Below are 22,736 nucleotides of genomic sequence, written 5' to 3'. Positions count from 1 at the left end.
GTGTCAGCGTCCCCTGGCACACTGGCGGCCATGACTTTCCCGGACGCCGCACCGCCCGCGCACGACGTTACCGCCGCAGCGCTCGGCGTCGCGCCCACGCCGCTCGACGTGCTCCGTTCCGTGTTCGGCTACGACGCGTTCCGCGGTGACCAGCAGGAGATCATCGAGACGGTGGCCCGGGGTGACGACGCCCTCGTGCTGATGCCCACGGGCGGCGGCAAGTCGCTCTGCTACCAGATCCCGGCGCTCGTTCGGCAGGGCACCGGCGTGGTCATCTCGCCCCTGATCGCCCTGATGCAGGACCAGGTGGACGCGCTGGACGCCCTCGGTGTGCGGGCCGGGTTCCTCAACTCGACGCAGGACCCGGACCAGCGCCGGCACGTCGAGCAGGCCTACCTCTCGGGCGAGCTGGACCTGCTCTACCTCGCCCCGGAGCGGCTCGGCGTCGAGTCCACGGCCCGGCTGCTCGACCAGGGCACCATCGCGCTGTTCGCCATCGACGAGGCGCACTGCGTGTCGCAGTGGGGCCACGACTTCCGGCCCGACTACCTGCGCCTGGGCGCGCTGGCCGAGCGCTGGCCCGGCGTCCCCCGCATCGCGCTGACCGCGACCGCCACCCAGCACACGCGCGAGGAGATCGCGGAGCGCCTGGGCCTGACGGAGGCCAAACACTTCGTCGCCAGCTTCGACCGGCCCAACATCACCTACCGGGTCGCGCCCAAGGACAGCCCGCTCAAGCAGCTCCTGAACCTGCTGCGCACCGAGCACCCCGGCGACGCCGGGATCGTGTACTGCCTGTCGCGCGCGTCGGTCGAGAAGACCGCCCAGCAGCTCACCGACCAGGGCATCCGCGCCCTGCCGTACCACGCGGGCCTGCCCGCCCAGGTGCGCGCCGCGAACCAGTCCACGTTCCTGCGCGAGGACGGCGTGGTCATGGTCGCGACCATCGCGTTCGGCATGGGCATCGACAAGCCGGACGTCCGGTTCGTCGCGCACCTCGACCTGCCCAAGTCCGTCGAGGGCTACTACCAGGAGACGGGCCGCGCCGGGCGCGACGGCCTGCCGTCGACGGCGTGGCTCGCGTACGGGCTGGCCGACGTCGTGCAGCAGCGCAAGATGATCGCCGAGTCCGAGGGCGACCTCGCGCACCGCCGCCGGCTGTCGTCCCATCTCGACGCGATGCTGGCGCTGTGCGAGACCGTGGAGTGCCGGCGTGCGCAGCTCCTGCGTTACTTCGGCCAGGACCACCCGGGCACCTGCGGCGCGTGCGACACCTGCCAGAACCCGCCCGAGGCCTGGGACGGCACCGTCCCCGCGCAGAAGCTCCTGTCCGCCGTGTTCCGGCTGGACCGCGAGCGCAACCAGCGCTTCGGCGTCGGGCACGTGGTCGACATCCTGCGGGGCAAGTCCACGCCCAAGGTCACGCAGTTCGGGCACGACAGCCTCACCGTGTTCGGCGTGGGCGAGGACCTGGCGGACGGCGAGTGGCGGTCCGTGGCGCGCCAGCTCCTGGCGCAGGGCCTGCTGGAGGTCGACTCGAACCACGGCACGCTGCTGCTCACCGAGACCAGCGGCGACGTCCTGGGCCGTAAGCGCGAGGTGCGGCTACGGCGCGACCCGGCCCCGGCGGCGGGCGCCCGCCGGTCGTCCCGGTCGGGCGGCACCAAGGCGGACGCGGTGGCGCTGTCGGACGCCGACCAGGAGGTCTTCGAGCGGCTGCGCGCCTGGCGGGCGGCCACGTCCAAGGAGCAGGGCGTGCCCGCCTACGTGGTGTTCCACGACGCGACGCTGCGCACGGTGGCGACCGAGCGGCCGGCCGACCTGGACGCGCTGAGCGGTATCAGCGGCGTCGGCCAGGCCAAGCTGGAGCGGTACGGCGCGGGGATGCTGGAGGCGCTGCACTCCCCCGCCTGATGCCCGCCGTGGTCACGGGTCGTGCTCACAGGTCGTGCTCGGCGAGCTCGCGGAACTCGTCGGGCACGGCGCCCCCGCGGCGCAGCACCACGGGGAGGTAGCCGACGGCGTCCCCGCCGAACCGGGTGCGGATCGCGTCCATCGACTCGTCGACGGCGCCCCGCGCCACGCCCGGCGCGGAGCCGGGCCGCCACGGGTCCGGCGGGTCGAGGTCGAGCTCCATCTGGACGGCCGACTGGTCCGCGATGTTCGAGACGGAGACGCCGAGCAGCGTGATCTCGCACGGCGCGGCGTCGTCGCCCGCGTCGTCGATGGCGGACCAGGCCAGCCGCACCGCGACCTCGGTGAGGGTGAGCGTCGCGGACATCGGCACGGGCAGCGTGAGCGAGCGCGTCGCCCGGGTCATGCCCGCGAACCGCACGGCGACCGTCACAGTGCGCCCCGCGCGCCCCTTGGCCCGCAGCCGCCGCGAGACCCGGTCGGACAGGTGCGCCAGGACCGCGCGGACGTCGTCGGGCTCGGGCCGCCGTCTGCTCAGGGCCGACTGCGCCCCCACGGAGCGGGCGCGACGGCTGGTGACGACCCGGCGCGGGTCCTCGTCGTGCGCCATGGCGCTGAGCTTGTGCCCGACGGCGTGCCCCAGGATGTGCTCGACCGCGGACGACGGGGTGCGGGCCAGCTCGCCGATGGTGCGGATGCCGAGGTCGGCCAGGCGCTGCTCGTTGACGGGTCCCACGCCCCAGATGAGGCTGACGGGCAGCGGGTCGAGGAAGGTCCGCTCGGCGCCGGGGTCGACGACGACCAGGCCGTCGGGCTTGGCGACCTGTGAGGCGATCTTCGCGAGGTGCTTGGTCCGCGCGGCGCCGACCGAGATGGGCAGGCCGACCTCGTCGCGGACGCGCTCGCGGATGCGCGCCGCGATGGCCGCGGGCGGGCCGAACAGGTGCGTCGCCCCGGACACGTCGAGGAATGCCTCGTCGATGGAGATCCGTTCGACGACGGGCGTGACGTCGGCGAGGACCCCCATGACGGCGTCACCGAGGCGCTGGTACTCGCCGAAGTGGCCGCGGACGAACAGGAGGTCGGGGCAGAGCCGGGCCGCGCGCCAGCCGGGCATCCCGCCCTGGACGCCGAACCTCTTGGCCTCGTACGAGGCCGCGAGCACGACTCCCCCGCGCGGCCCGCCTCCGACGGCGATCGGCCGACCGCGCAGGTCAGGGTCCAGCAGCTGCTCGACCGACGCGTAGAACGCGTCCAGGTCGGCGTGCAGGATCGTGGGGCCGGGCGCGGACATGCTCCCACCCTACTCGAACACCTGTTCGACTCGACCCCACAGCCCTTCGTTGAGTGCTGGATATTCGCCCTCCAACGCCCGTCAGAAGGGCAAATACCCAGCACTCAACGAAGCGGCTCCTGGCGTCATATATGATGTACGACGTGCCGACGACGCCTCCCGCCCCGATCTCCCTCCCCTCCCGGACGGAGCACGCGCTCGCGACCATCAAGGAGGGCATCCTCAGCGGACGGCTCGCCGCCGGGCAGGCGCTCGTCGAGGCGGACCTCGCCCAGGAGCTCGCGATGTCCAAGACCCCGGTCCGCGAGGCGCTCAAGACCCTGGAGATGAGCGGTCTCGTCGTCGTGCGGCCCTACGTCGGGGTGCGCGTGCGGGAGCTGACGCAGGCCGACGCCGTCGCCATCTACGAGACCCGGCTGCTGCTGGAGCCCGAGGCGACCCGGCGCAGCGTTCAGCGCGGCATGGACACCGCGAGCGCCCGGGCGGCGCTGGAGCGCGCGGCCGAGGTGACGGAGCCGGTGCAGCGCAGCCTCGCCAACCGCGCGTTCCACGCGGCGCTGTGGGCCGCGGCGGACAACCCGGTGCTGGTCGGCATGCTGGAGGGCCTGCGGGACCAGACGGCGCTGGCCGCCGTCACGACGTGGGCGAAGCAGCCGAGCTGGCGCGACGAGGCGCAGGAGCACGCGCAGATCCTTGCCGCTGCGGAGGCCGGCGACGCCGACCTCGCGGCGGACCTGACCCGCCGGCACATCGCCGGCTTCCTCGACCGGCTCCACCAGGGAGGTGCGACCGCCTGACCCGCAGGACCTGAGCAAGAAGCAGACGAGGTGCAGCCCGTTCACCGCCAAGTTCCCGGGCCGCACCTCTGGAACGAGTGCTCCATGGCGGAGCACGCACGTCACCCGATGAAGGAGCAACGATGCTCAATAGTACAAAGCAGCCCGTGGCTGTCGCAGCGCGTGCGCGGCGCAGCCAGATGCGCTGGACGATCGTCGCGTTCTCGGCGCTCGGCCTGACCATCGCCTATCTCGACCGCGCCGCGCTCAGCGTCGCGCTGCCGTTCATCTCCGAGGACTTCCACATCAGCCCCGCCGTGCAGGGCGTGCTGCTGTCCTCGTTCTTCTGGACCTACGCCCTGTTCCAGGTGCCGTCGGGCTGGCTGCTGGACAAGTTCGGCCCGCGCGTCATCTACCCGATCGCGGTGGGCTGGTGGTCGCTGTGGACGGCGCTGACCGCCTTCGCGACGGGTGTGACCAGCCTGATCGTCTTCCGGCTCGGCCTAGGGATCGGCGAGGCGCCGGTGCAGCCCGCGAACATCAAGGTGGTCTCCACCTGGTTCCCGCGGCGTGAGCGCGCCTTCGCGTCCAGCCTGTTCGACATGGGCCAGCAGATCGGCTCGGCCCTGTCCATCCCGATCGTGACGTCGATCGCGGTGTTCGCCGGCTGGCGCTGGACCTTCGTGCTGATCGGCGCCGTCGGCCTGCTGTGGATCGTGGGCTGGCTCGCCATCTACCGCGCCCCGCAGAACCACAAGCGCGTCAACGAGGCGGAGCTCGAGTACATCCGCTCCGACCAGGCCGAGATGGTGGAGCGCGCCGGCGAGGAGGTGCGCTGGAGCACGCTGCTGCGCGACAACCAGACCTGGGCCCTGCTGCTCGGCTACGTCTTCCGGTCGCTGGCCGGCGCGTTCTTCCTCACCTGGTACCCCAGCTACCTGCTCAACGAGCGCGGGTTCACCGAGGCGGAGTTCGGCATGGTCGGCGCGCTGCCCGCCGTCATCGGCATCGGGTCCACGGTGCTGGGCGGGATCGTCTCGGACCGCATGCTCGCCTCCGGCCTGTCCCCGAACGTCGCGCGCAAGGTGCCGATCATCTCGGGCCTCGTGCTGAGCGCGTGCATCGGCTTCAGCCCGTTCGTGGAGAGCAACGTGGTGCTCATGGTCGTCCTGACCGTCTCCAGCGCCGCGCACTCCTTCGCCGGAGCGGCGATCCTCAGCCTGCCCGCCGAGGTCTCGCCCAGCCCGGAGCGGGTCGGCTCCCTGGCCGGCTTCCAGAACTTCGGCTCGCAGCTCGGCAACCTGATCAGCCCCATCGCCATCGGCCTGGCCCTGACGGCGTCGGGCGGCTCGTACCTGTGGCCGCTCGTCTTCGCGGCGGTCAGCTGCCTGGTCAGCGCCGCGATCTACGGCCTCTGGGTGCAGATCAAGCCCGTCGAGCAGCGCGACGAACCCCTCGACACCTCCGGTGACAGCGACAGCACCGGCCCCCTGCAGAACGGAGCATCATGACCGGGCACCACGACATCGTCGAACGCCTGAAGACGGTGGTCGGCATCCCCGTCGTCCCCTACGCGCCCGACGGCGGCGTCGACCTCGCCCGGACCGGGCAGCTCGCCGACCGCCTGGTCGCCTCGGGCCTCGGCGCGATCACGCCGAACGGCAACACCGGCGAGTTCTACGCGTTGACCCCGCGCGAGCGGGCCGACGTCGCCCGGACGGTCACCGAGGTGGCCCGCGACCGCGCCGTCGTCATCGTGGGTGTAGGCCTGGACCCGGCCACGGCCCAGGCCGAGGCCCGGGCGGCCGCCGAGCTCGGCGCGCACGCCGTCATGGTGCACCAGCCGGTGCTCCCCTACATGTCGCGGCGGGGCTGGGTGGAGTACACGGCCGCTGTCGCGCACGCCGTGCCCGGCCTCGCCGTGCTGCCGTACGTGAGCTCGCCCGTCATCCGGGGCGCGGACCTGGCGGCGCTCGCGCAGGCCGCGCCGAACGTCGTCGGGGTCAAGTACTCCGTGCCGGACCCCGTCGCCTTCGCCGAGACGGTGCAGGACACCGACGCCGACCTGCTCTGGATCGCCGGGTTGGCCGAGTCGTACGTGCCGTCGGCGTGGCAGTCGGGGGCGCGCGCGTTCACGTCGGGCCTGGTCAACGTGGCGCCGGACGTCTCGTTCGGGCTGCTCGACGCCCTGCGGCAGGACGACGGCGCCCGCGCGGCGTCGGTCTGGCGGCGCATCCGGGAGTTCGAGCAGCTCCGGGCCCGCGACCGGTCCGCCGACAACGTCTCGGTGGTCAAGGAGGCCATGCACCAGATGGGGCTGTGCGACCGCTCGGTGCGCCCGCCGAGCACCACCCTGGGCGAGACCGACCGGGCCGCGATCACCCGCATCCTCGACGACTGGAAGGCGACGGTATGACCACGGGCAGGAAGATCGACCGGCTGACCACCTACCTGCAGCGCGTCGGCAACCGCCCGCGCGTGCTGCTGCGGATCACCACCGACGACGGCATCGACGGCTGGGCGGAGATCTACAACCACGGGCCGGACCTGGCCTACCCCGCGATCATCGAGTACCTCGCGGACCAGGTCGCGGGCATCGACGCGTCGCGGGTCTCGTACGTGAACCAGCTGCTGCACCAGTCGGCCCGGTTCCCGCAGGGGGCGCTCGGGCTGGCGGCCATCGCCGCCGTGGACCACGCGCTGTGGGACATCGCCGCCAAGTCGGTGGGCGTGCCCGTCTACCAGCTCCTGGGCGGCGCCGTCCGCGACCGGGTACGGGTCTACGCCGGCCTGTACGACGCGCCCGACGTGCCCGAGCTGCGCGACCGCACCGCCGCGCTGCACGAGAACCACGGCGTCGACGCGTTCAAGCTCAGCCCGTACCGCCGCGACCTGCACCGGTCGCGGTTCGGGCTGGTCGCGCGGGAGCTCGGCGACTGGTTCGGCGACATCCGCGCGAACCACCCCGAGGAGTGGGAGTTCGCGTTCGACGCCCACGGCTGCCTCTGGGAGCCGCGCCAGGCCGTGGACCTCGCCGCCGCGCTCGCGCCCAACGAGCCGATGTTCCTGGAGGAGCCCATCCGCCCGGAGTACCTGCCCGCCTGGGGCCGCATCCGCGCCGAGATGACGGTGCCGCTCGCCACGGGCGAGTCGCTGTACTCCCCGAACGAGTTCCTCGGCCTCCTGAACGTGCAGGGCGCGGACATCATCCAGCCCGACATCGCCGTGGTCGGCGGGCTCACCCAGATGCGCAAGATCGCGACCCTCGCCGAGGCGCACGACGTGCCCGTCGCGCCGCACAACCCGCTGGGCCCGCTCGCGACCGCGGCGAACGTGCACTTCGCGGCCGCGACCTGGAACTTCTCCATCCTGGAGTACAAGCCCGACGACGTCGCCTGGTGCCACGACCCGTACGTGCCGGTCGACGGCCACCTGGACCTGCGCCCCGACCGGCCCGGCTGGGGCATCGAGATCGACGAGTCGGCGCTCGCGCACGACGACTGGGTGCACTGGGAACGCAAGGTCCCCGTGCGGCAGGACGGATCGACGGCATGGATGTGACCAGCCCCGTACGCAGCAGGGACGCCCGCACGGGCGCCGTCCGCGACCTCGACGTCGTCGAGACGACGCCGGAGAGCCTCGACGACGTCGCCCGGCGCGCCGCCACCGCGGCCCCCGACCTCGCCGCCTGGCCGCGCGAGCGGCGTGCCGCCCTCCTGGAGGCGCTCGCCGACGCGCTCGACGCCGACCGGGACGCCCTCGTCGCGGAGGCGGACCGCGAGACCGCCCTCGGGCCCGACCGGCTCGGCGGCGAGCTCACCCGGACCGCCTACCAGCTCCGGACGTTCGCCCGCGTCGTGCTCGACGGCGGCTACCTGGAGGCGACGATCGACCACGCGGGAGACACCCCCATGGGCCCGCGCCCCGACCTGCGCCGCATGCTGGTGCCGCTCGGCCCGGTCGCGGTCTACGCGGCGAGCAACTTCCCGTTCGCGTTCTCCGTGCTCGGCGGCGACACGGCCTCGGCGCTCGCCGCGGGCAACCCCGTCGTCGTCAAGGCGCACCCGGGGCACCCGGCGACGTCGGAGCGCGTGGCCCGGCTCGCCGAGCGGGCGGTCGCCGCGACGGGCGCGCCGGCGGGCACGTTCGCGCTCGTGCACGGGTTCGACGCCGGGGTCGCGCTGGTGTCCCACCCCGCGATCCGCGCGGCCGGGTTCACGGGGTCGCTGGCCGGCGGGCGCGCGCTCGCCGACGCCGCGGCCGCCCGCCCGGCGCCGATCCCGTTCTACGGGGAGCTGAGCAGCATCAACCCCGTGCTGGTCACGCCGTCGGCCGCCCGCGAGAAGGCCGACGTGTACGGCGCCGGCCTGGCCGGCTCGGTGCTCCAGGGCGGCGGGCAGTTCTGCACCAAGCCGGGCCTCGTCCTGGTCCCCGCGGGGGCCGACGGCGACCGGGTCGTCGAGGCGTTCGGCCGCGCGATCGGCGCCGCGCCGGCCCTGCCCGCCCTGACGGCCGGCATGGCGGACGCGTACGAGCGGGGGCTGACGGCGCGGGCCGCAGAGGCCGTCGTCCGGGCGCGGGGCGTGGACCCCGGGGCCGGGACGGGCGGGGCGGGGGCGGCCGGGTCTGAAACGGCGGGGTCCGGAACGGCGGGGTCGGCGGCGTCGACGACGCGACCCGCCCTGCTGGAGGTCGACGCCGGTGCGCTGACCGCCGACCTCGTGGAGGAGTGCTTCGGGCCGCTCGCCGTCGTCGTGCGGTACGCGGCCGAGGCCGAGGCCGTGGGCGTCGTCGGGCAGGTGGAGGGATCGCTCACCGCGAGCATCCTCACCGCCGGCGCGACGGACCTGGACCTGCCCGACGCGCGGGCCGCGCTCGCGGCACGCGCGGGGCGCGTGCTCTACGACGGGTACCCGACCGGCGTCGCCGTGGCCTGGGCGCAGCACCACGGCGGGCCGTGGCCGTCGACCAACACGCTGCACACCTCGGTCGGCGCGACGGCGATCCGGCGGTTCCTGCGTCCCCTCGCCTGGCAGCAGGCCCCGGAGCACGCCCTGCCGCCGGAGCTGCGCGACGGGGCGCCGGTGGTTCCCGTCCGGATCGACGGGGAGCTGGTGCTGCCCACCGCCTGAGCAAGCGGCACGGGGAGGAACCCGGGGCAAAAACAAGCGGCCCCGCGGCTGTGGAGGCCGCAGGGCCGCTCGATCCGCTGTCTCATCGGATCCCGCCGGCACTCTCGCGCCGGAAGTCTGGAGCCAGTCTAGCGGACCCACCCGTCCGCGCGGGGCTGTTCGCTCGGGCGGGTGAATCCCGTCCGAGCGGGGGCGGCGCCGGATACGCGCGCGTATCGTCGCAGGTGCCACAGCATCGGGCAGCACGGCGGGCCCGTCCGGCGGCTCGCCGCGGACGGTCTGCGACGTGCCCGCCCGGTCCGTTCCCACGAAAGGCTCGGCGGCCGGAGGCAGCAGCACCGGACGCGCGACGGGCTTCGTGGAACGCCCGCGCATCGAGCCCGGGCGCGACTGTCGCAGAAATCGACGCGAGCGGCGCTCGGTCCCCCGACCCGCCATCTGATCGCCGGAACCTCACGGTCGGCGAGCCTTCCCTGCCTGGTCCGCGCACGCGGGCACCGGGCGGAGGCCCACCGGCGGCGCCCTCGCGCGGTCGGAAGGAGAACGGGATGAGCACCTCGAACCGTGAGACCAGGAACCGCCGGGCCGGTGGCCTGAGCGTCCAGGCCTGTGCCGTGATCGTCGCCGTGGCCGGGATGTGCGCCTGGGTGGCGCACGACCTCCTGGCCGGGGCGGCCCCGACGACGCCTCTGGCGGTGGCGGCCGCACCCGCCGGAGCGGACGGCGCCGGGGCGGGCGACGTGTACGTGACGACGCCGCAGGCCGCGCCGCCGGTCGTGCTGCTGGTGGCGCCGGACGGGTCCGCGGCCGTGGTGTCGGGCGGTGCGGCCGGAGCGGCCGACGCCGGCACGGCTGGTGCGGTGCCGACCCGGCCGTCGTCCGGGGGCAGCCTCGCCGGGCTCGCACCGGTGGGCGCGGCGCCGGCGACGGGCGCGGGCGCTTCAGGTACGGACCCGGCGGGCGGGGCCGCCGCCCCCGTGATCGTGCTCCCCGCCGATCCTGGCGCCGCCGGCCACGGTGCCGACCTCGACGTCCGGCAGGACCAGCGGGTCAGCTATCAGGTGCTCGCGGCCGACGGCTCCGTCGTCTACGTGGGCGCGGACGGGCGCCTGGTGGCGAACACCGGCGCGGTGTCGTCCAGCGGCGTCCTCGCGCTCGGTTCGCGCGGTTCGGACCTGCGGTCCGGGCGGTCGACGGCGCCTGCCACCACCAGGACCACCGGCGACTCCGAAGCGTCCGGCGGGACCACGGCGATGACGCACGGCAACGACTCCTTCGGCGGCCTGTTCGAGGGGTACGGAACGGGGCGCTCCCTGGCGATCAGCGGCTTCGAGGACCACTCGGTGAGCGTCGTCGGCAGCGACCAGGTCGTCACGTACGACGACTCGAACGTGTTCCTGGCCCGCAACGGCCGGATCAACGCGAACACCGGCGACACCGACTCCAGCGGCCTCAACACGGTGGACGTCACGGGGTCGGTGGTCCGGTCGGGCAACTCGGGCGACGCCGAGGACGAGGAGGGCGACGACGCCGACGAGGAGGAGGACGGCGAGAACGGCGAGGCACCGGAACAGGACGAGCAGGAGGACGGCGACGAGCCCGCGGGACCCGCCGTCCCGGTCACCGGCCCGGCCGTCACCGGCACGAGCCACGCGACCGTGACGGACGAGGGCGCGTCGTCGGCCACCGGCGACGGCGCCCTCGTCATCGGCGCCGACGGGTTCGACGACGTGTCGATCCGCAGCCGGGGCGACGGCAACGTCGTCACCTACGACGACTCGAACGTCGTGATCGGTGGCTCCGGGCCCGTCAACTCCCAGATCGGCGACAGCGATACCGGGGGTGCCGTCGTGATGGGCGTGCACGGCTCGGACGTGCGGGCGGGCTGCGAGGGCGACCTCTGCTACTCCGACTGACGGCGCGAGCTGACCGCGCAAACTGTCCGCGGGACCGGGATAGCCGTGCCGGTCCCGCGGACCTACGCTGGAGGGGTACCCCTTCCGCGACGACGACGTGGCGGTGACACCCGATGGTGTGGCCCTTCCTGACGCGCGCCAAGCCGGCGCCCGACCCCCTGGTCACGCTGCGCCTGCAGTCGCGGCTGGGCCAGCTCGCGGCCGAGCTGCGCCGGGTCGAGGAAGACCCGAGCCTGTACGCCCGCGCCCACCACTGGTTCGCCGTCCAGAACGCCTACGACGCCCTGCTGCGCGAGGCCTGCCGGCTCGCCGACCTGCCCACCGACGCGGACCCGTTGCGCGCGAGCGAGCGCTCGGCCGCCGACGAGCGGCTGCGGGAGGAGCTGGAGCTCAGCTCCCGCGGCTGGTCGTGGTGAGACCGCCCCGCTGCCGCCAGAACCTCCGCCCCCGCTTAGGGTCAGGGCATGTTCCCCTGGCTCGAGATCGCCGGCTGGGTCGGCTCCGCGCTCGTCGTCCTGTCGCTGACGCAGGCGCGCGTGTTCCGCTTCCGCTGGCTCAACCTGACCGGCTCCCTGATCGCGACGACGTACAACGCGATCCTCGGGATCTGGCCGTTCTTCGCGATGAACGCCGCGATCAGCCTCATCAACATCTACTGGCTGCGCCGCCTGACCCGCGAGCGCCACGACGCCGCGGTGTACGAGGTCGTGGAGGTCGCCCCGGACGACGCGTACCTGCTGCACGTGCTGCGTACGCACGAGGCCGACATCGCGACGTTCGCGCCGCGCTTCAGGGCCCTGCCGGGGCCGGGTGAGGAGCGGTCGGCGTTCCTGGTGCAGCGCGGGGACGAGACGGTGGGTGTGGTGGAGGTGCGCGACGCCGGGGACGGCGCGGGCGTCGTGGAGCTCGACTGGGTGTCCATGCGGTTCCGCGACCTGACGCCGGGCGAGTTCGTGTACCGGCGCAGCGGGATCTTCGCGGCCAAGGGGTTCGACCGCGTCGTCGTGCCGGAGGCCGCGCAGGGCGAGCAGGCGTACCTGCGGGGCGTGGGCTTCCGCCCGGAGGGCGAGACCTGGGTGCGCGACGTCGTGGCCGGGGAGGGCGGCGCACCCGGGTGAAAGCCGCCTGAGCGACCTTGACAGTACGGGGGCTGCCTGGGAAAACTCACCTCAGCCGCTGGTCTGCATCGAGGCAATCCGGCGCCGCCGACACCGACGTCCGGGAGAGAACGTGCACCTGCCCTCAGGCAACCGAACCAGCGGCAGACCGGGAGGCGTACGCCGACGGCGCCACGCCCCCGCGGCCGCGACCACCGCGCTGGCCCTGCTGGTCCCGGCGCTCGTCGCCACCGCGTCCCCGGCGGCCGGCGCCCCGGCGTCCGCGCAGGAGGCGTCCACGCAGCAGGCGGGCACGCTCGACGGGTACACCGTGTCCTCGCCGGACCGGTCGATCGAGGCCGGCGTCGACGTCGTCGACGGGCGCCTGACGTACGAGGTCGTGCGGGACGGGACCACGAGCGTCGTCGCGCCGTCGGGCCTGGGCCTGAAGCTGCGCCAGCCCGCGGTGGACCTCACGACGGGCCTGAGCATCGAGGCCACGGAGCGCTCCGTCGTCGACGAGACCTGGACCCCCGCCTGGGGCAACGACGCCCAGGTGCGTAACCACGCCAACGAGCTCACGGTGCACGCCGTGCACGAGGCCTCGGGCGTGGAGCTCGACGTGGTGTTCCGGGTGTTCGACGACGGTGTCGGCTTCCGGTACGTCTTCCCGGAGCAGGACGCGCTGGGCGACGGCGTGGTCGTGTCCGGCGAGTCCACGCAGTTCGCGCTGCCCGCCGACCTCACGGCGTACTCCATCCCGGCGGGCACCCGCTGGAGCGCGGACGAGCAGCACTACCGCACGCAGCCGTTGCCCGACGTCGCCTCCGCGCAGACGCCCATCACGATGTCCCGCGCGGACGGCCTGTTCCTGGCCGTGCACGAGGCGGCCCTGATCGACTTCCCGAGCATGACGGTGGTGCGCGGCGCGACGCCGGGCACGCTCGTCTCGGACCTGATCGCGCTGCCGAACGGCGACAAGGCGGTGATCGACGTCGACGCGGACGGGTTCGCCACGCCCTGGCGCACGCTCACCGTGGGCCGCACCGCGGGCGACCTGGCGGCGTCCCACCTCATCGAGAACCTGAACGCGCCGTGCGCCATCTGCGACGTCGACTCCGACGACGACGGCGCCGCGGACACCACCGACTGGATCGACCCGGGCACGTACGTCGGGGTGTGGTGGGAGCTGCAGCGCCGCGACACGACCTGGAACGCCGGGCCGAAGCACGGCGCCACCACGGCGCGCATCAAGGAGTACGTGGACCTCGCCGTGGAGTCCGGGGCCAAGTACGTGCTGGCCGAGGGCTGGAACCAGAACGCGGGCGGCGAGTGGAAGGGTCAGGACTTCGTGACGCCGCAGGCCGACGTCGACATCGACGAGGTGCTGGCCTACGCGAAGGAGAACGGCGTCGGCTTCATGGCGCACAACGAGACGCGCGGCTACGTGGACTACTACGACGCGCACATGGACGAGATCTTCGACCAGTACCAGGAGTGGGGCATCCACGCCCTGAAGACCGGGTACGCCACGCGGTTCGAGCTGGGCGGCGTCAACCGCAGCCACTACGACCAGGAGGCGGTCAAGCACTACCAGCGGGTCATCGAGTCGGCGGCCCGGCACGAGATCTCGGTCAACGCCCACGAGGCCATCAAGCCGACCGGCCTGTCGCGCACCTACCCGAACATGATGACGGGCGAGGGCGTGGCGGGCATGGAGCAGCACAACTACATGGGCGCGAGCGGCAACCCGCCCGAGCAGGCCACGATCCTGCCGTTCACACGCTGGATGGGCGGGCCCGCGGACTACACGCCCGGCGTCCTGGCCGTCACGTGGGACCCGGCGAACCTGAAGACCCGCGTGCAGACCACGACGACGGGGCAGCTCGCGCTCTACCCGACGTTCTCCAGCCCGCTGCAGATGCTGGCGGACACCCCGGAGAACTACGCGGAGCACGCCGAGGCCTTCGAGTACCTCAAGGACATGCCGACGGCGTGGGACGAGTCCCACGTGCTCGACGCCGTCCTGGGCGACCACACCGTGACGGCCCGCCGCAGCGGCGACACCTGGTACCTCGGGTCGGTCACCGACGAGAACGACCGCACCGTGCGGGTGCCGCTCACCTTCCTGGACGAGGGCACCACCTACGTCGCGGACGTCTACGCCGACGCCGGGGACGCGTCCTGGAAGGGCAACCCGACCGCCGTCGAGGTGACGCACTCGCTGGTGGACGCGGCCGACACGATCGAGGCGTCCATGGTGGGCGGCGGCGGGCACGCCGTGAAGCTGCGCCCCGCCACGCCGGAGGACGTCGCCGAGCTGCCGGACTACGCCACCGGGACGTTCACGCTGGAGGGCACGCCCGAGGTCGCGTACGAGCCGACCGCCGGCACCGTGACGGTCACCGCGACCGTCCGCAACGACGGCACGACGGCCGGCCAGGCCCGGATCGCGGTCGACGGCGCGACCGTCGACGGCGCCGCGGGCCGCGTGGGCGGCGGCCAGACCCGCACGTTCACGTTCACCGTCGCGGCCGACGACGTCGACTACCGGACGGCGAACCGGCTCGCCGTCGTCGGCGCCGACGGGAAGCCTGGCGCGCCCGTGTCCGTGGCGCTCCTGCCCCGGCCCGACCGGACCCTGCTCGACCTGCTGGACGACGAGGCCCGGAACCTGGACCCGGCCCGGGCCGCGCTGATGACCCAGCGCGCCGAGGCGGCACTGGAGACGGGCCGCGGGGACGACTTCGCCGCCGTCCGCCGGGCGATGCAGGCCGTGCGGCACGCGGTGCTGACCTCGTCCGTCGAGGCGGTGCCGCCGGGGGTCGCGGACGAGATCGACGCCGTCGTCGAGCCCTACCTGGGTACCGCGGCGGGGCTGTTCGGCATCCTGGGGCTGATCCGGGACGCGGAGCACGCGTCGGCGATCGACGCCCGGACCGCCGTCGGGCTTCGGAAGCCGGCTGCCGAGGCCGTGGCGCACGCCCGGTCCGGTGACGCGGAGGCGATGGACGAGGCGCTCGGCGACCTGGCTCGCCAGGTCGAGGCGGCCGAGGGCGACGCGCAGACCCTGGCGCGGCTGCTCGCGGCCGTCGAGGCCCAGCACGAGGAGCAGGTCAGCGAGGCGGAGACTGGCACGCTGCTGGGCGGCGCGCGCACCAACGCCGAGCACCCCGGCTACACGGGCACCGGGTTCGTCCGCGACCTGACCAAGGCCGGGGCGGGCGTGCGGTTCGCGTACGAGGCCGCGGCGCCCACCACGGTGGAGCTGTCGTTCCGGTACGCCAACGGCATGGTCGTCGCGCCCCTGGACCGTCGGCTCTCCGTCTCCGTGGACGACGGCGCGGCGCAGCCGGTCTCGTTCCCGAACCTCGGCCAGGGCGCCGACCGGTGGCGCATCTGGGACTACTCCCCCGGCGTGCTCGTCACGCTGCCCGCCGGGCGGCACGAGATCCTGCTGCACCACACCGCCGCGGACACCGGCAACATCAACCTGGACCACCTGCGCATCACGGCGCAGCCCGGGGTGCTGACCGAGCCCGCCGCCGACGCCTGGGGCGCCCGGACGATCTACACGGCCGGGGACCTCGTCGCGCACGACGGCGCGCTGTGGCAGGCGTCGTGGTGGACCCAGAACCAGACGCCCGGGGCGTCGGCGTACGGGCCGTGGAAGGAGATCGCCGAGACGTACGACGGCACCGCCGTGTGGACGGCGTCGCGCATCTTCGACACCGGGGACGTCGTGGAGCACGACGGCACGCGCTACGAGGCGAAGTGGTGGACCCGCAACCAGGCGCCTGGCGACAGGCACGGGCCGTGGAAGGAGATCGGCTGACGGTCTCGTGCCCGACGGCGCCGCTGTGTGGCGGCGCCGTCGGGCGTGGGGCCGTCGGGCGTGGAGCCGTCGGGGACGGAGCGCGACCTCCGCGTCCGTGCCCGGCCGGGCGAAACCGGGCGGGCGCGGACCGATAGGGTGCGGCGCGGGCCCGGCACGACGACGGGCCGGTCACGGCGGTATCCCCCACGAGAGGAAGCACAACGGTGTACGACCAGGTCACAGCCCGGCGGCGCACACCCCTCGGCCTGCTCGTGTGGGTGCTCGCCGGAACCCTGGCGTTCGGCGCGGTGGTGGGCACGGTGTGGGTGCTGACGCGGGACGTGTCCCCGCAGGACGCCGTCGGGCAAAGCACCAGGACGCCGACGCCCACGGTGCCGAGCCCCAGCGACGCGACCCTGGTCGACGCCCCGGCGAGCCCCGAGCCGGAGCCCACCCCCACGCCCGAGCCGCCCGCGCCGACCACGGTCGCGCTGCAGGGCGTGGGGTCCGGCCGGTGCCTCGACGTGCCCGGCGGCGGCGCCGGGGACGGGGTGACGCTCCAGATCCACGACTGCAACGGGTCGGGCGCGCAGCTCTGGACGGCGTCGGCCGCCGGGGAACTGCGGATCCTCGGGACATGGTGCCTCGACGACCCGAGCGGCGGGCAGGAGGGCGCGGCCGTCCAGCTCTGGACCTGTCACGGCGGCGCGAACCAGCAGTGGGCCCCGCAGGCCGACGGCACCCTGCGCAACGCCGCGACGGGTCTGTGCCTGGACGTGTCCGGGGGCGGCGTCGAGAACGGCACGCCCGCGCTCGTGTACGGCTGCCACGCCGGGGACAACCAGCGCTGGTCGTTCGCCTGACCCGTCGTCACCGCAACGGTCCCGCCCCACTGGGGCGGGACCGTTGCGGTGACTCACACCAGCGGCTGAGCCTCACGCAGCTCGCGCAGCGCCTCGACGACGAGCGCGTGGTCGTCCTGCTGCGCCAGACCGGAGACGGTCGCGACGGCGACGATACCTACGCCCTCGACGCGCACCGGGAACGCGCCGCCGTGCGCCGAGTACTCCTGGAACAGCAGCCCGTGGTCGGCGTTGAAGTCTGAGCCCTTGGCCTTGGCCCGCAGCCCGACCAGGTACGACGACGCCCCGAACCGGTAGACGACCCGCACCTTGCGCTTGATCCACGAGTCGTTGTCGGGGGTCGTACCGGGCCGCGCCGCGTGGAAGACCTGCTGCGTGCCCTTGCGGATGTCGATCGTGACGGGCAGGTCCCGCTCGACGGCGAGCTCGACGAGCAGGTTGCCGAGCCGCCAGGCGTCGTCGTGCGTGAAGGACCTCAGCACGAGCTCGACCTCCTGGGCCTCGACCTCGGTGATGATCGCGGTGACATCGGATTCGCTCATGCGCCCATCCTGCCCTGCCCGTCGCGGCCCCGGTCCAGCCCGGCGGGCGCCAACCCGGCCGACGACGTTCTCCTTTGAGACCTAAGTTTCTTCGCTTTGAGGCGGCTCAAAGCGAAGAAACTTAGGTCTCAAAGGAGAGGCCGACGTCGGGCCAACCGGACAGATCCGGCGGACCGGTCAGACGGGCTGAGCCGACTGGTCCGTCAGGCGGCCCGTCCGGCGGACCGTCAGGGCAGACCCGTCAGGGCAGACCCGTCAGCACGGCCCGGTCACGGCGCCTCGTACGTGGCCGACACGTGGTAGACGCCGCCGCCCCAGCCGTCGGCCGGGAACGCGTCGGAGACCCGGATGTAGGCGGCCTTGTCGTCGCCGAGGTGCTCGGTCAGGTCGAGGGTGTGCTCGGCCCGGTTGGAGCCGTCGCGGATCTGCTCGTCCTCGGTCAGCACCGTGGTCCAGCTCTCGCCGTCGGGCCCCACCTCGACGACGTACTGGTTGTCGATCTCCAGCGTCACCTGGGCCGACGTCGTCCCCGCGGGGAACGGGAACCGGTAGACGAACGCGCTCTCGCCGTCGGCGTACCGGCTGCCGCCGCCGCTGAAGCCGGAACCGCCCGCTTCCCAGAGCCAGGGGATCTCCTCGGGCGACCCGGCGGCGAAGTCGACGACGCCCGCGACCAGCACCTCCGCCCGCGCGGTGTAGGTCAGGCCCGACCGCGCCGTGACGGTCACGCTGACGGGGTAGCTGCCGTCGGCGGTGCCCGCCGGGACACGCACGGTCACCGGCACGGTGGCCTGCGCGGGGTCGGCATGGCCGTGCGGGCTGAGCCGCAGGGTCCGGTCAGCCGTGACCTTCCAGCCGCGCGGCCCGGTGGCCTTCACGGTCACCGGCAGCGGTTCGGGCCGGGCCGACGTCGCCGCGACGCGGACGTCGAGCCCCACCTCCGTGGCCGTCCCGGAGGCGGGCAGCACCGCCACGACCGCCGGCGAGGCCGCGGCCGACAGGGTGCGGCGCGGCTGCTCCTGCGGCACGTCGGCGATCAGCGCGCTCAGGGCGCTGGCCTGGGTGCGCCAGTCGAACACGTTGGGCTGCGTGTCGGTCGCGCCGGCCCAGCGCAGGCCGAGCCGGCCGACGACGTCGCGGTCGTTCGCCCAGATGGAGTCCGCCTGGTCGGCGACGACCTGCTGGTAGGCCGGCTCGCCGGTCGTGTCGGCCAGCTCCATCAGGTAGCGCGCGAAGATGCCCTTGAACTGCTTCTGGTTGTCGTCGCAGCTGCGACCGGCGGCCTCGCACCACTCGGTGAGGACGCCGTCCTTGACCAGCACGTCCGACTCCAGCGCCGAGTCGGCCAGGTACCGGGCCTGCTCCAGCAGCTCCGGGTCGCCCGTGGCGCGGTACAGCTCGAGAGCCGCGCCGATGCCGAGGCCCTGGTTGTAGGTCCACACGGTGTCGTTGTTGCTGCTGCAGTCGTCGCGCAGCCCGTCGTTGATCAGGCCGTCGGAGTTGATCATGCCGCTGCCGACGAACCAGTCCCAGGCCTCCTGCGACCGGTCCAGCCAGAGGGTGTCACCGGGCAGACGGTTGTGCAGCTCCGCGGTCAGCCGGACCCACTGGCCGTTGGTGACGGCGTTCTTGTACGTGCGCTCCTCGTTCCACCAGATGCCGCCGCCGCAGGTGCTGGTGTCCCAGAACTCGTTCATGAACTCGCCGATGGTCACGGCCATGTCGAGGTACTTCTGGTCGCCGGTCAGGTCGTAGGCGGTGACCCAGTTCAGCCCCCACCAGCCCGAGTCGTCGATGGCACGGCTGGTGAAGTTGCCGTAGATCTCGTCCGTGGACCGCTGCCCTGCCGGGAACGGTCCCTTGTTGGTCTCGAAGCTGTGGTCCAGCTCGTCGAGGTAGCGCTCGTCGCCGGTGCGCTTCATGTAGTCGCCGATGGTCTGGAGCGCGACGGCGGAGTTCCACCAGCTCGACGCGAACCACGCCTTCTCCTGGTCGTAGGAGTCCATCAGCACGTCGGCGGAGACGCGCGCGTCAGCGACGGCGGTCGCCGCGGACGGCGGTGCGGGGGTATCGGGTGCGGGTGGCGGCCCGGCATGGGCCAGGACGACCGGCTGCAGCCCGGCGATCACGGCCATGGCCAGCAGGACACGTCTGGTACGACGGAACATCGACATCGATGGGCTCCTCCCCCTGGGCGCGACGTTGCCCCCAGGCGCTCGTGATTTCACCCAAAACCTACAGGACAATAGGATGAAATACACCCATTAGATGACAGCGATGTCATAGCGGCCCGCGGGCGGGCGCGCGCGGGTCGCCGACGGGCGCGGGCTGATGGTGCGCTTCTAACCAGTCATTGCGCCCGGGATCAGGCTGTTTTCGGGCCCAATGACGGGGTAGAAGCGCACTGCCGGTCAGCGCGGCAGACAGCGGCATCAGCCGAGCGGATCGGCCGGACAGGTGTGCTCGGTCAGGCCCATCCGGCCGGCAGGACACTCGTCGACCGACGCCGACGCCGCCGCACCTCTCATCGCCGCGCTCGCCACTGCACCGAACGTCGATGTGCGCTTCTACCCAGCGATTAGGCCCGGAATCAGGCTGTTTCGGGGCGCAATGACTGGGTAGAAGCGCACATCGGCGGCACGGCGGCACTGGCGGAGCAGATCGCCGGGCGCTGCTCCCGCGGCCGGGCACAGAGGGTCGGCCGGGCAGTAGCTGGCCGACGTCGGCGTCGCGGACGACGCAACTCCCGCCACCGCTGCGCCCGCCAACTGCGCCCGACGTCGAAGTTCGCTTCTACCCCGTCATTGGGCCCCGAATCACGCTGTTTTCGGGCGCAATGACTGGGGAGAAGCGCACATCGGCGGAGCGGGGGCGCGAGGCCGAGCCGCGGGCGTTAGGGGGCGGGGTCGGCCGGGCAGGTGTCGTCGGGGAGGTCCACCCGGTCGGCAGGGTCGACCCGGGGTGCCGGGTCAGCCGGGCAGGTGTCGTCGGTGAGGGCCGCCATGGGCGCAGGGTCGGCCGGGCATTCGTCGTCGGTCAGGGGTGCCGGGTCGGCGGGGCAGTCGTCGGGGGACGTGGGTGTGCCGGACGCCGCTGCCAGGGCCGCCGTTGTCGCCGACACCGACATCGCCGACATCGGCAGTGCCGACGTCGGCATGCCGTTCGACGCCGCACCCGCCACGGACGCACCCACCCCCGCACCCACCGGCACCCCCGCCGACGCCGTCACCGCGAGCCGGCGGTCCGGGTCCAGGCGGGTCAGGATCGCGTAGGCGAGCCGGGCCAGGTCGTCGACGTCGCCCTCGGTGAGCCCGTCGAGGATCATGCTGGTCACCGCGTCGGCGTACAGCGGCGTGCTGTCGCGGTAGACCTCGCGGCCCTGGTCGGTGAGCAGGGCGTTGGTCGCCCGCGCGTCCTCGGGGCAGGGCGCGCGCCGCACCAGCCCCTTGCGCTCCAGCCCCGTGACCACGCGCGACAGGCGGGCGAGCGTGGCGTTGGTGCGCGAGGCGAGGGCGCTGAGCCGCAGCTTGCCGTCGGAAGCCTCGGCCAGCGCCTCCAGCAGCGTGAACTCGAACGACGTCAGTCCGGCGGGCTGCATGCGCTTGTCCAGCGCGGTGGGCAGCAGCTCCAGCAGGGCGTGCAGGCGCGCGACCGCCACCCGCTCGGGGTACCTCAGCTCGCGCTCGTCCATGTCGCCATCCTAACAGTTGGTTGCACCTACAACCAAAGGGGTCTATGGTCGGTGCTTGTAGATACAACCAACTAGGCAACAACCGAGGGAGCACCACCATGGCCAGCATCACGATCATCGGCACCGGCGCGATGGCCAACGCGATCGGCGGGGTCTTCGCCGCGGGCGGGCACGACGTCGCCCACGTCGCCCGGGACCAGGTCGGCACCGCGCCGCTCGACGGCGACATCGTGGTCCTCGCCGTCCCCTACGGCGCCCTCGACGGCCTCGCGACGACCTACGGCGAGCAGCTCGCCGGCAAGACCGTCGTGGACATCACCAACCCGCTGAACTTCGAGACCTTCGACTCCCTGGTCGTGCCCGCCGGCAGCTCCGCCGCCGCCCAGCTCCAGGCCAAGCTGCCCGCCAGCCACGTCGTCAAGGCGTTCAACACCACGTTCGCCGCGACGCTCGGCGCCAAGCAGGTGGGCGGCCTGCCCACCACGGTCCTCGTCGCCGGGGACGACGCCGACGCCAAGGCGGCCCTCATCGCCGCCGTCACCTCCTCGGGCCTCGGCGCCGTCGACGCCGGCTCGCTGGAGCGCGCGCACGAGCTGGAGGCCATCGGCTTCCTGCAGCTCACCCTCGCCGTCGGCGAGCAGATCGGCTGGACCGGCGGCCTCGCCGTCGCCCGCTGACCCCCCGCACCAGCACCAGCACACCCAGCACCCAGCACCCCGCCAGAACACCCACCCCGGACCTGGAGCCCGCCATGGATCGCCCGACCGAACCGACCGCCGTGCACGACCGGATCATCACCCCCGACCTGGCGATGGACGCCGTGACGCTGCGCGTCGGCGACCTCGACACGATGGCGTCCTACTACGGGACTGCGTTCGCGCTCGAACCCCTGGAGGAGCGCGGCAAGGGCAGCGAGGTGCACCGGGTGCTGGGGCGGGGTACGACGCCGCTGCTGCGGCTCGTCCACACGCCCGGCCTGCCCGCGGGCGACCACCGGCAGGCCGGGCTGTTCCACACGGCCCTGCTGTTCGACGACGAGGCCGCCCTGGCCGCCACCGTCTACCGCGCGGTGCAGGACCCGCGCGGGCAGTTCACGGGGTCCAGCGACCACCTGGTCAGCGAGGCGTTCTACTTCACGGACCCCGAGGGCAACGGCGTCGAGCTCTACACGGACCGTCCGCGCGAGCAGTGGGTGCACGAGGGCGGCCAGATCAAGATGGGCAGCGCCTGGCTGGACCCGAACGCCTACCTGCGCACGCACCTGACCGAGGCCGAGCTGGGCGCCGCGCCCAGCCGGTCCGGCCGCGTGGGCCACGTGCACCTGCAGGTGGGCGACATCGCGCCGGCCCGGCAGTTCTACGTGGACGCGCTGGGCCTGGAGGCGACGCTCACCGGCTTCCCCGGCGCGCTGTTCGCGTCGGCGGGCGGGTACCACCACCACATCGCGATGAACACCTGGAACAGCGCGGGCGCCGGGCCGCGCGCCGCGAGCCTCGGGCTGGGCGAGGTCGCGATCACCGTCCCCGGCCGCGAGGACCTGGACGCGCTGGTGGCGCGCCTGCGCGCGGCGAACCTCCCCTTCGCCGACGACGGCCGCTCGGTGACCGTCGCCGACCCGTGGGGCACGCAGGTCAGCGTCTCGGTGCCCGGCACCTCCGTCGAGGACCTGCTGGCCCGGTAGGGCACCTGGCCGG

17 protein-coding genes are annotated in these 22,736 nt (G+C 73.4%); 13 read left to right on the top strand and 4 right to left on the bottom strand.

The window, feature by feature from the left end:
- Positions 1–30: 30 nt before the first annotated feature.
- Positions 31–1,914, top strand: a complete 1,884-nt coding sequence (recQ, locus tag FHX71_RS07630) for a DNA helicase RecQ (RefSeq protein WP_220489554.1) — start codon at positions 31–33, stop codon at positions 1,912–1,914.
- Positions 1,915–1,939: 25 nt separating this feature from the next.
- Here recQ and dinB read toward each other — a convergent pair whose 3' ends face one another.
- Complete coding sequence (gene dinB / locus FHX71_RS07625) at positions 1,940–3,208, bottom strand: DNA polymerase IV (RefSeq protein WP_182615131.1); 1,269 nt, start codon at positions 3,206–3,208, stop codon at positions 1,940–1,942.
- Between the two features lie 134 nt (positions 3,209–3,342).
- Between dinB and FHX71_RS07620 the strand changes: the two genes are divergently transcribed.
- From FHX71_RS07620 to FHX71_RS29970, 10 genes are all read left to right on the top strand, one after another.
- Complete coding sequence (locus FHX71_RS07620; RefSeq protein WP_246402916.1) at positions 3,343–4,005, top strand: GntR family transcriptional regulator; 663 nt, start codon at positions 3,343–3,345, stop codon at positions 4,003–4,005.
- A gap of 146 nt (positions 4,006–4,151) precedes the next feature.
- Positions 4,152–5,495, top strand: coding sequence for an MFS transporter (locus FHX71_RS07615; protein ID WP_182615129.1), 1,344 nt, complete (start codon positions 4,152–4,154; stop codon positions 5,493–5,495).
- On the top strand, positions 5,492–6,400 hold the full coding sequence (locus FHX71_RS07610) for a dihydrodipicolinate synthase family protein (protein WP_182615128.1): 909 nt from the start codon (positions 5,492–5,494) through the stop codon (positions 6,398–6,400). Before FHX71_RS07615 ends, FHX71_RS07610 begins: the two co-directional genes overlap by 4 nt.
- Complete coding sequence (locus FHX71_RS07605) at positions 6,397–7,545, top strand: mandelate racemase/muconate lactonizing enzyme family protein (RefSeq protein WP_182615127.1); 1,149 nt, start codon at positions 6,397–6,399, stop codon at positions 7,543–7,545. The genes FHX71_RS07610 and FHX71_RS07605 overlap by 4 nt, the downstream gene beginning before the upstream one ends.
- Positions 7,536–9,116 (top strand): aldehyde dehydrogenase family protein, encoded by a 1,581-nt coding sequence (locus tag FHX71_RS07600; RefSeq protein ID WP_182615126.1) that lies wholly within the window; start codon positions 7,536–7,538, stop codon positions 9,114–9,116. Before FHX71_RS07605 ends, FHX71_RS07600 begins: the two co-directional genes overlap by 10 nt.
- A 548-nt stretch (positions 9,117–9,664) precedes the next feature.
- Entirely contained in the window at positions 9,665–11,032 is a 1,368-nt protein-coding gene (locus tag FHX71_RS07595) for a hypothetical protein (protein ID WP_182615125.1), read from the top strand.
- Positions 11,033–11,145: 113 nt separating this feature from the next.
- Positions 11,146–11,448: a hypothetical protein gene (locus FHX71_RS07590; protein WP_182615124.1), complete on the top strand. Its 303-nt coding sequence runs from the start codon at positions 11,146–11,148 to the stop codon at positions 11,446–11,448.
- Positions 11,449–11,496: 48 nt separating this feature from the next.
- Positions 11,497–12,150, top strand: a complete 654-nt coding sequence (locus FHX71_RS07585) for a hypothetical protein (protein WP_182615123.1) — start codon at positions 11,497–11,499, stop codon at positions 12,148–12,150.
- 112 nt (positions 12,151–12,262) lie between these two features.
- Entirely contained in the window at positions 12,263–15,964 is a 3,702-nt protein-coding gene (locus FHX71_RS07580; RefSeq protein WP_182615122.1) for a glycoside hydrolase family 97 N-terminal domain-containing protein, read from the top strand.
- A 206-nt stretch (positions 15,965–16,170) separates the two neighbouring features.
- A complete protein-coding gene (locus FHX71_RS29970) occupies positions 16,171–16,809 on the top strand; it encodes an RICIN domain-containing protein (RefSeq protein ID WP_182615121.1) in 639 nt (212 codons plus the stop codon).
- Between the two features lie 53 nt (positions 16,810–16,862).
- On the opposite strand, the gene FHX71_RS07570 is transcribed toward FHX71_RS29970, so the two are convergent.
- The 3 genes from FHX71_RS07570 to FHX71_RS07560 all read right to left on the bottom strand — a co-directional run bounded on the left by FHX71_RS07570 (position 16,863) and on the right by FHX71_RS07560 (position 21,042).
- Positions 16,863–17,351 (bottom strand): heme-degrading domain-containing protein, encoded by a 489-nt coding sequence (locus FHX71_RS07570; RefSeq protein WP_182615120.1) that lies wholly within the window; start codon positions 17,349–17,351, stop codon positions 16,863–16,865.
- Between the two features lie 269 nt (positions 17,352–17,620).
- Entirely contained in the window at positions 17,621–19,525 is a 1,905-nt protein-coding gene (locus FHX71_RS07565; RefSeq protein WP_182615119.1) for a glycoside hydrolase family 76 protein, read from the bottom strand.
- Positions 19,526–20,244: 719 nt separating this feature from the next.
- Entirely contained in the window at positions 20,245–21,042 is a 798-nt protein-coding gene (locus tag FHX71_RS07560) for a MarR family winged helix-turn-helix transcriptional regulator (RefSeq protein WP_182615118.1), read from the bottom strand.
- 98 nt (positions 21,043–21,140) lie between these two features.
- On the opposite strand from FHX71_RS07560, the gene FHX71_RS07555 reads away from it, so the two are divergent.
- Both FHX71_RS07555 and FHX71_RS07550 read left to right on the top strand, forming a co-directional pair.
- The gene (locus FHX71_RS07555; protein ID WP_182615117.1) at positions 21,141–21,719 is read left to right on the top strand and encodes an NADPH-dependent F420 reductase; all 579 of its coding nucleotides are present in this window, start codon (positions 21,141–21,143) and stop codon (positions 21,717–21,719) included.
- Positions 21,720–21,793: 74 nt separating this feature from the next.
- Positions 21,794–22,723, top strand: coding sequence for a VOC family protein (locus FHX71_RS07550; RefSeq protein WP_182615116.1), 930 nt, complete (start codon positions 21,794–21,796; stop codon positions 22,721–22,723).
- Positions 22,724–22,736: the final 13 nt, after the last annotated feature.

Origin of the sequence: Promicromonospora sukumoe, from assembly GCF_014137995.1 — a bacterium.
Classification (GTDB): domain Bacteria; phylum Actinomycetota; class Actinomycetes; order Actinomycetales; family Cellulomonadaceae; genus Promicromonospora; species Promicromonospora sukumoe.
The sequence above is the reverse complement of the archived record's forward strand: the minus strand, read 5'-3'. Positions and strand labels throughout refer to the sequence as shown.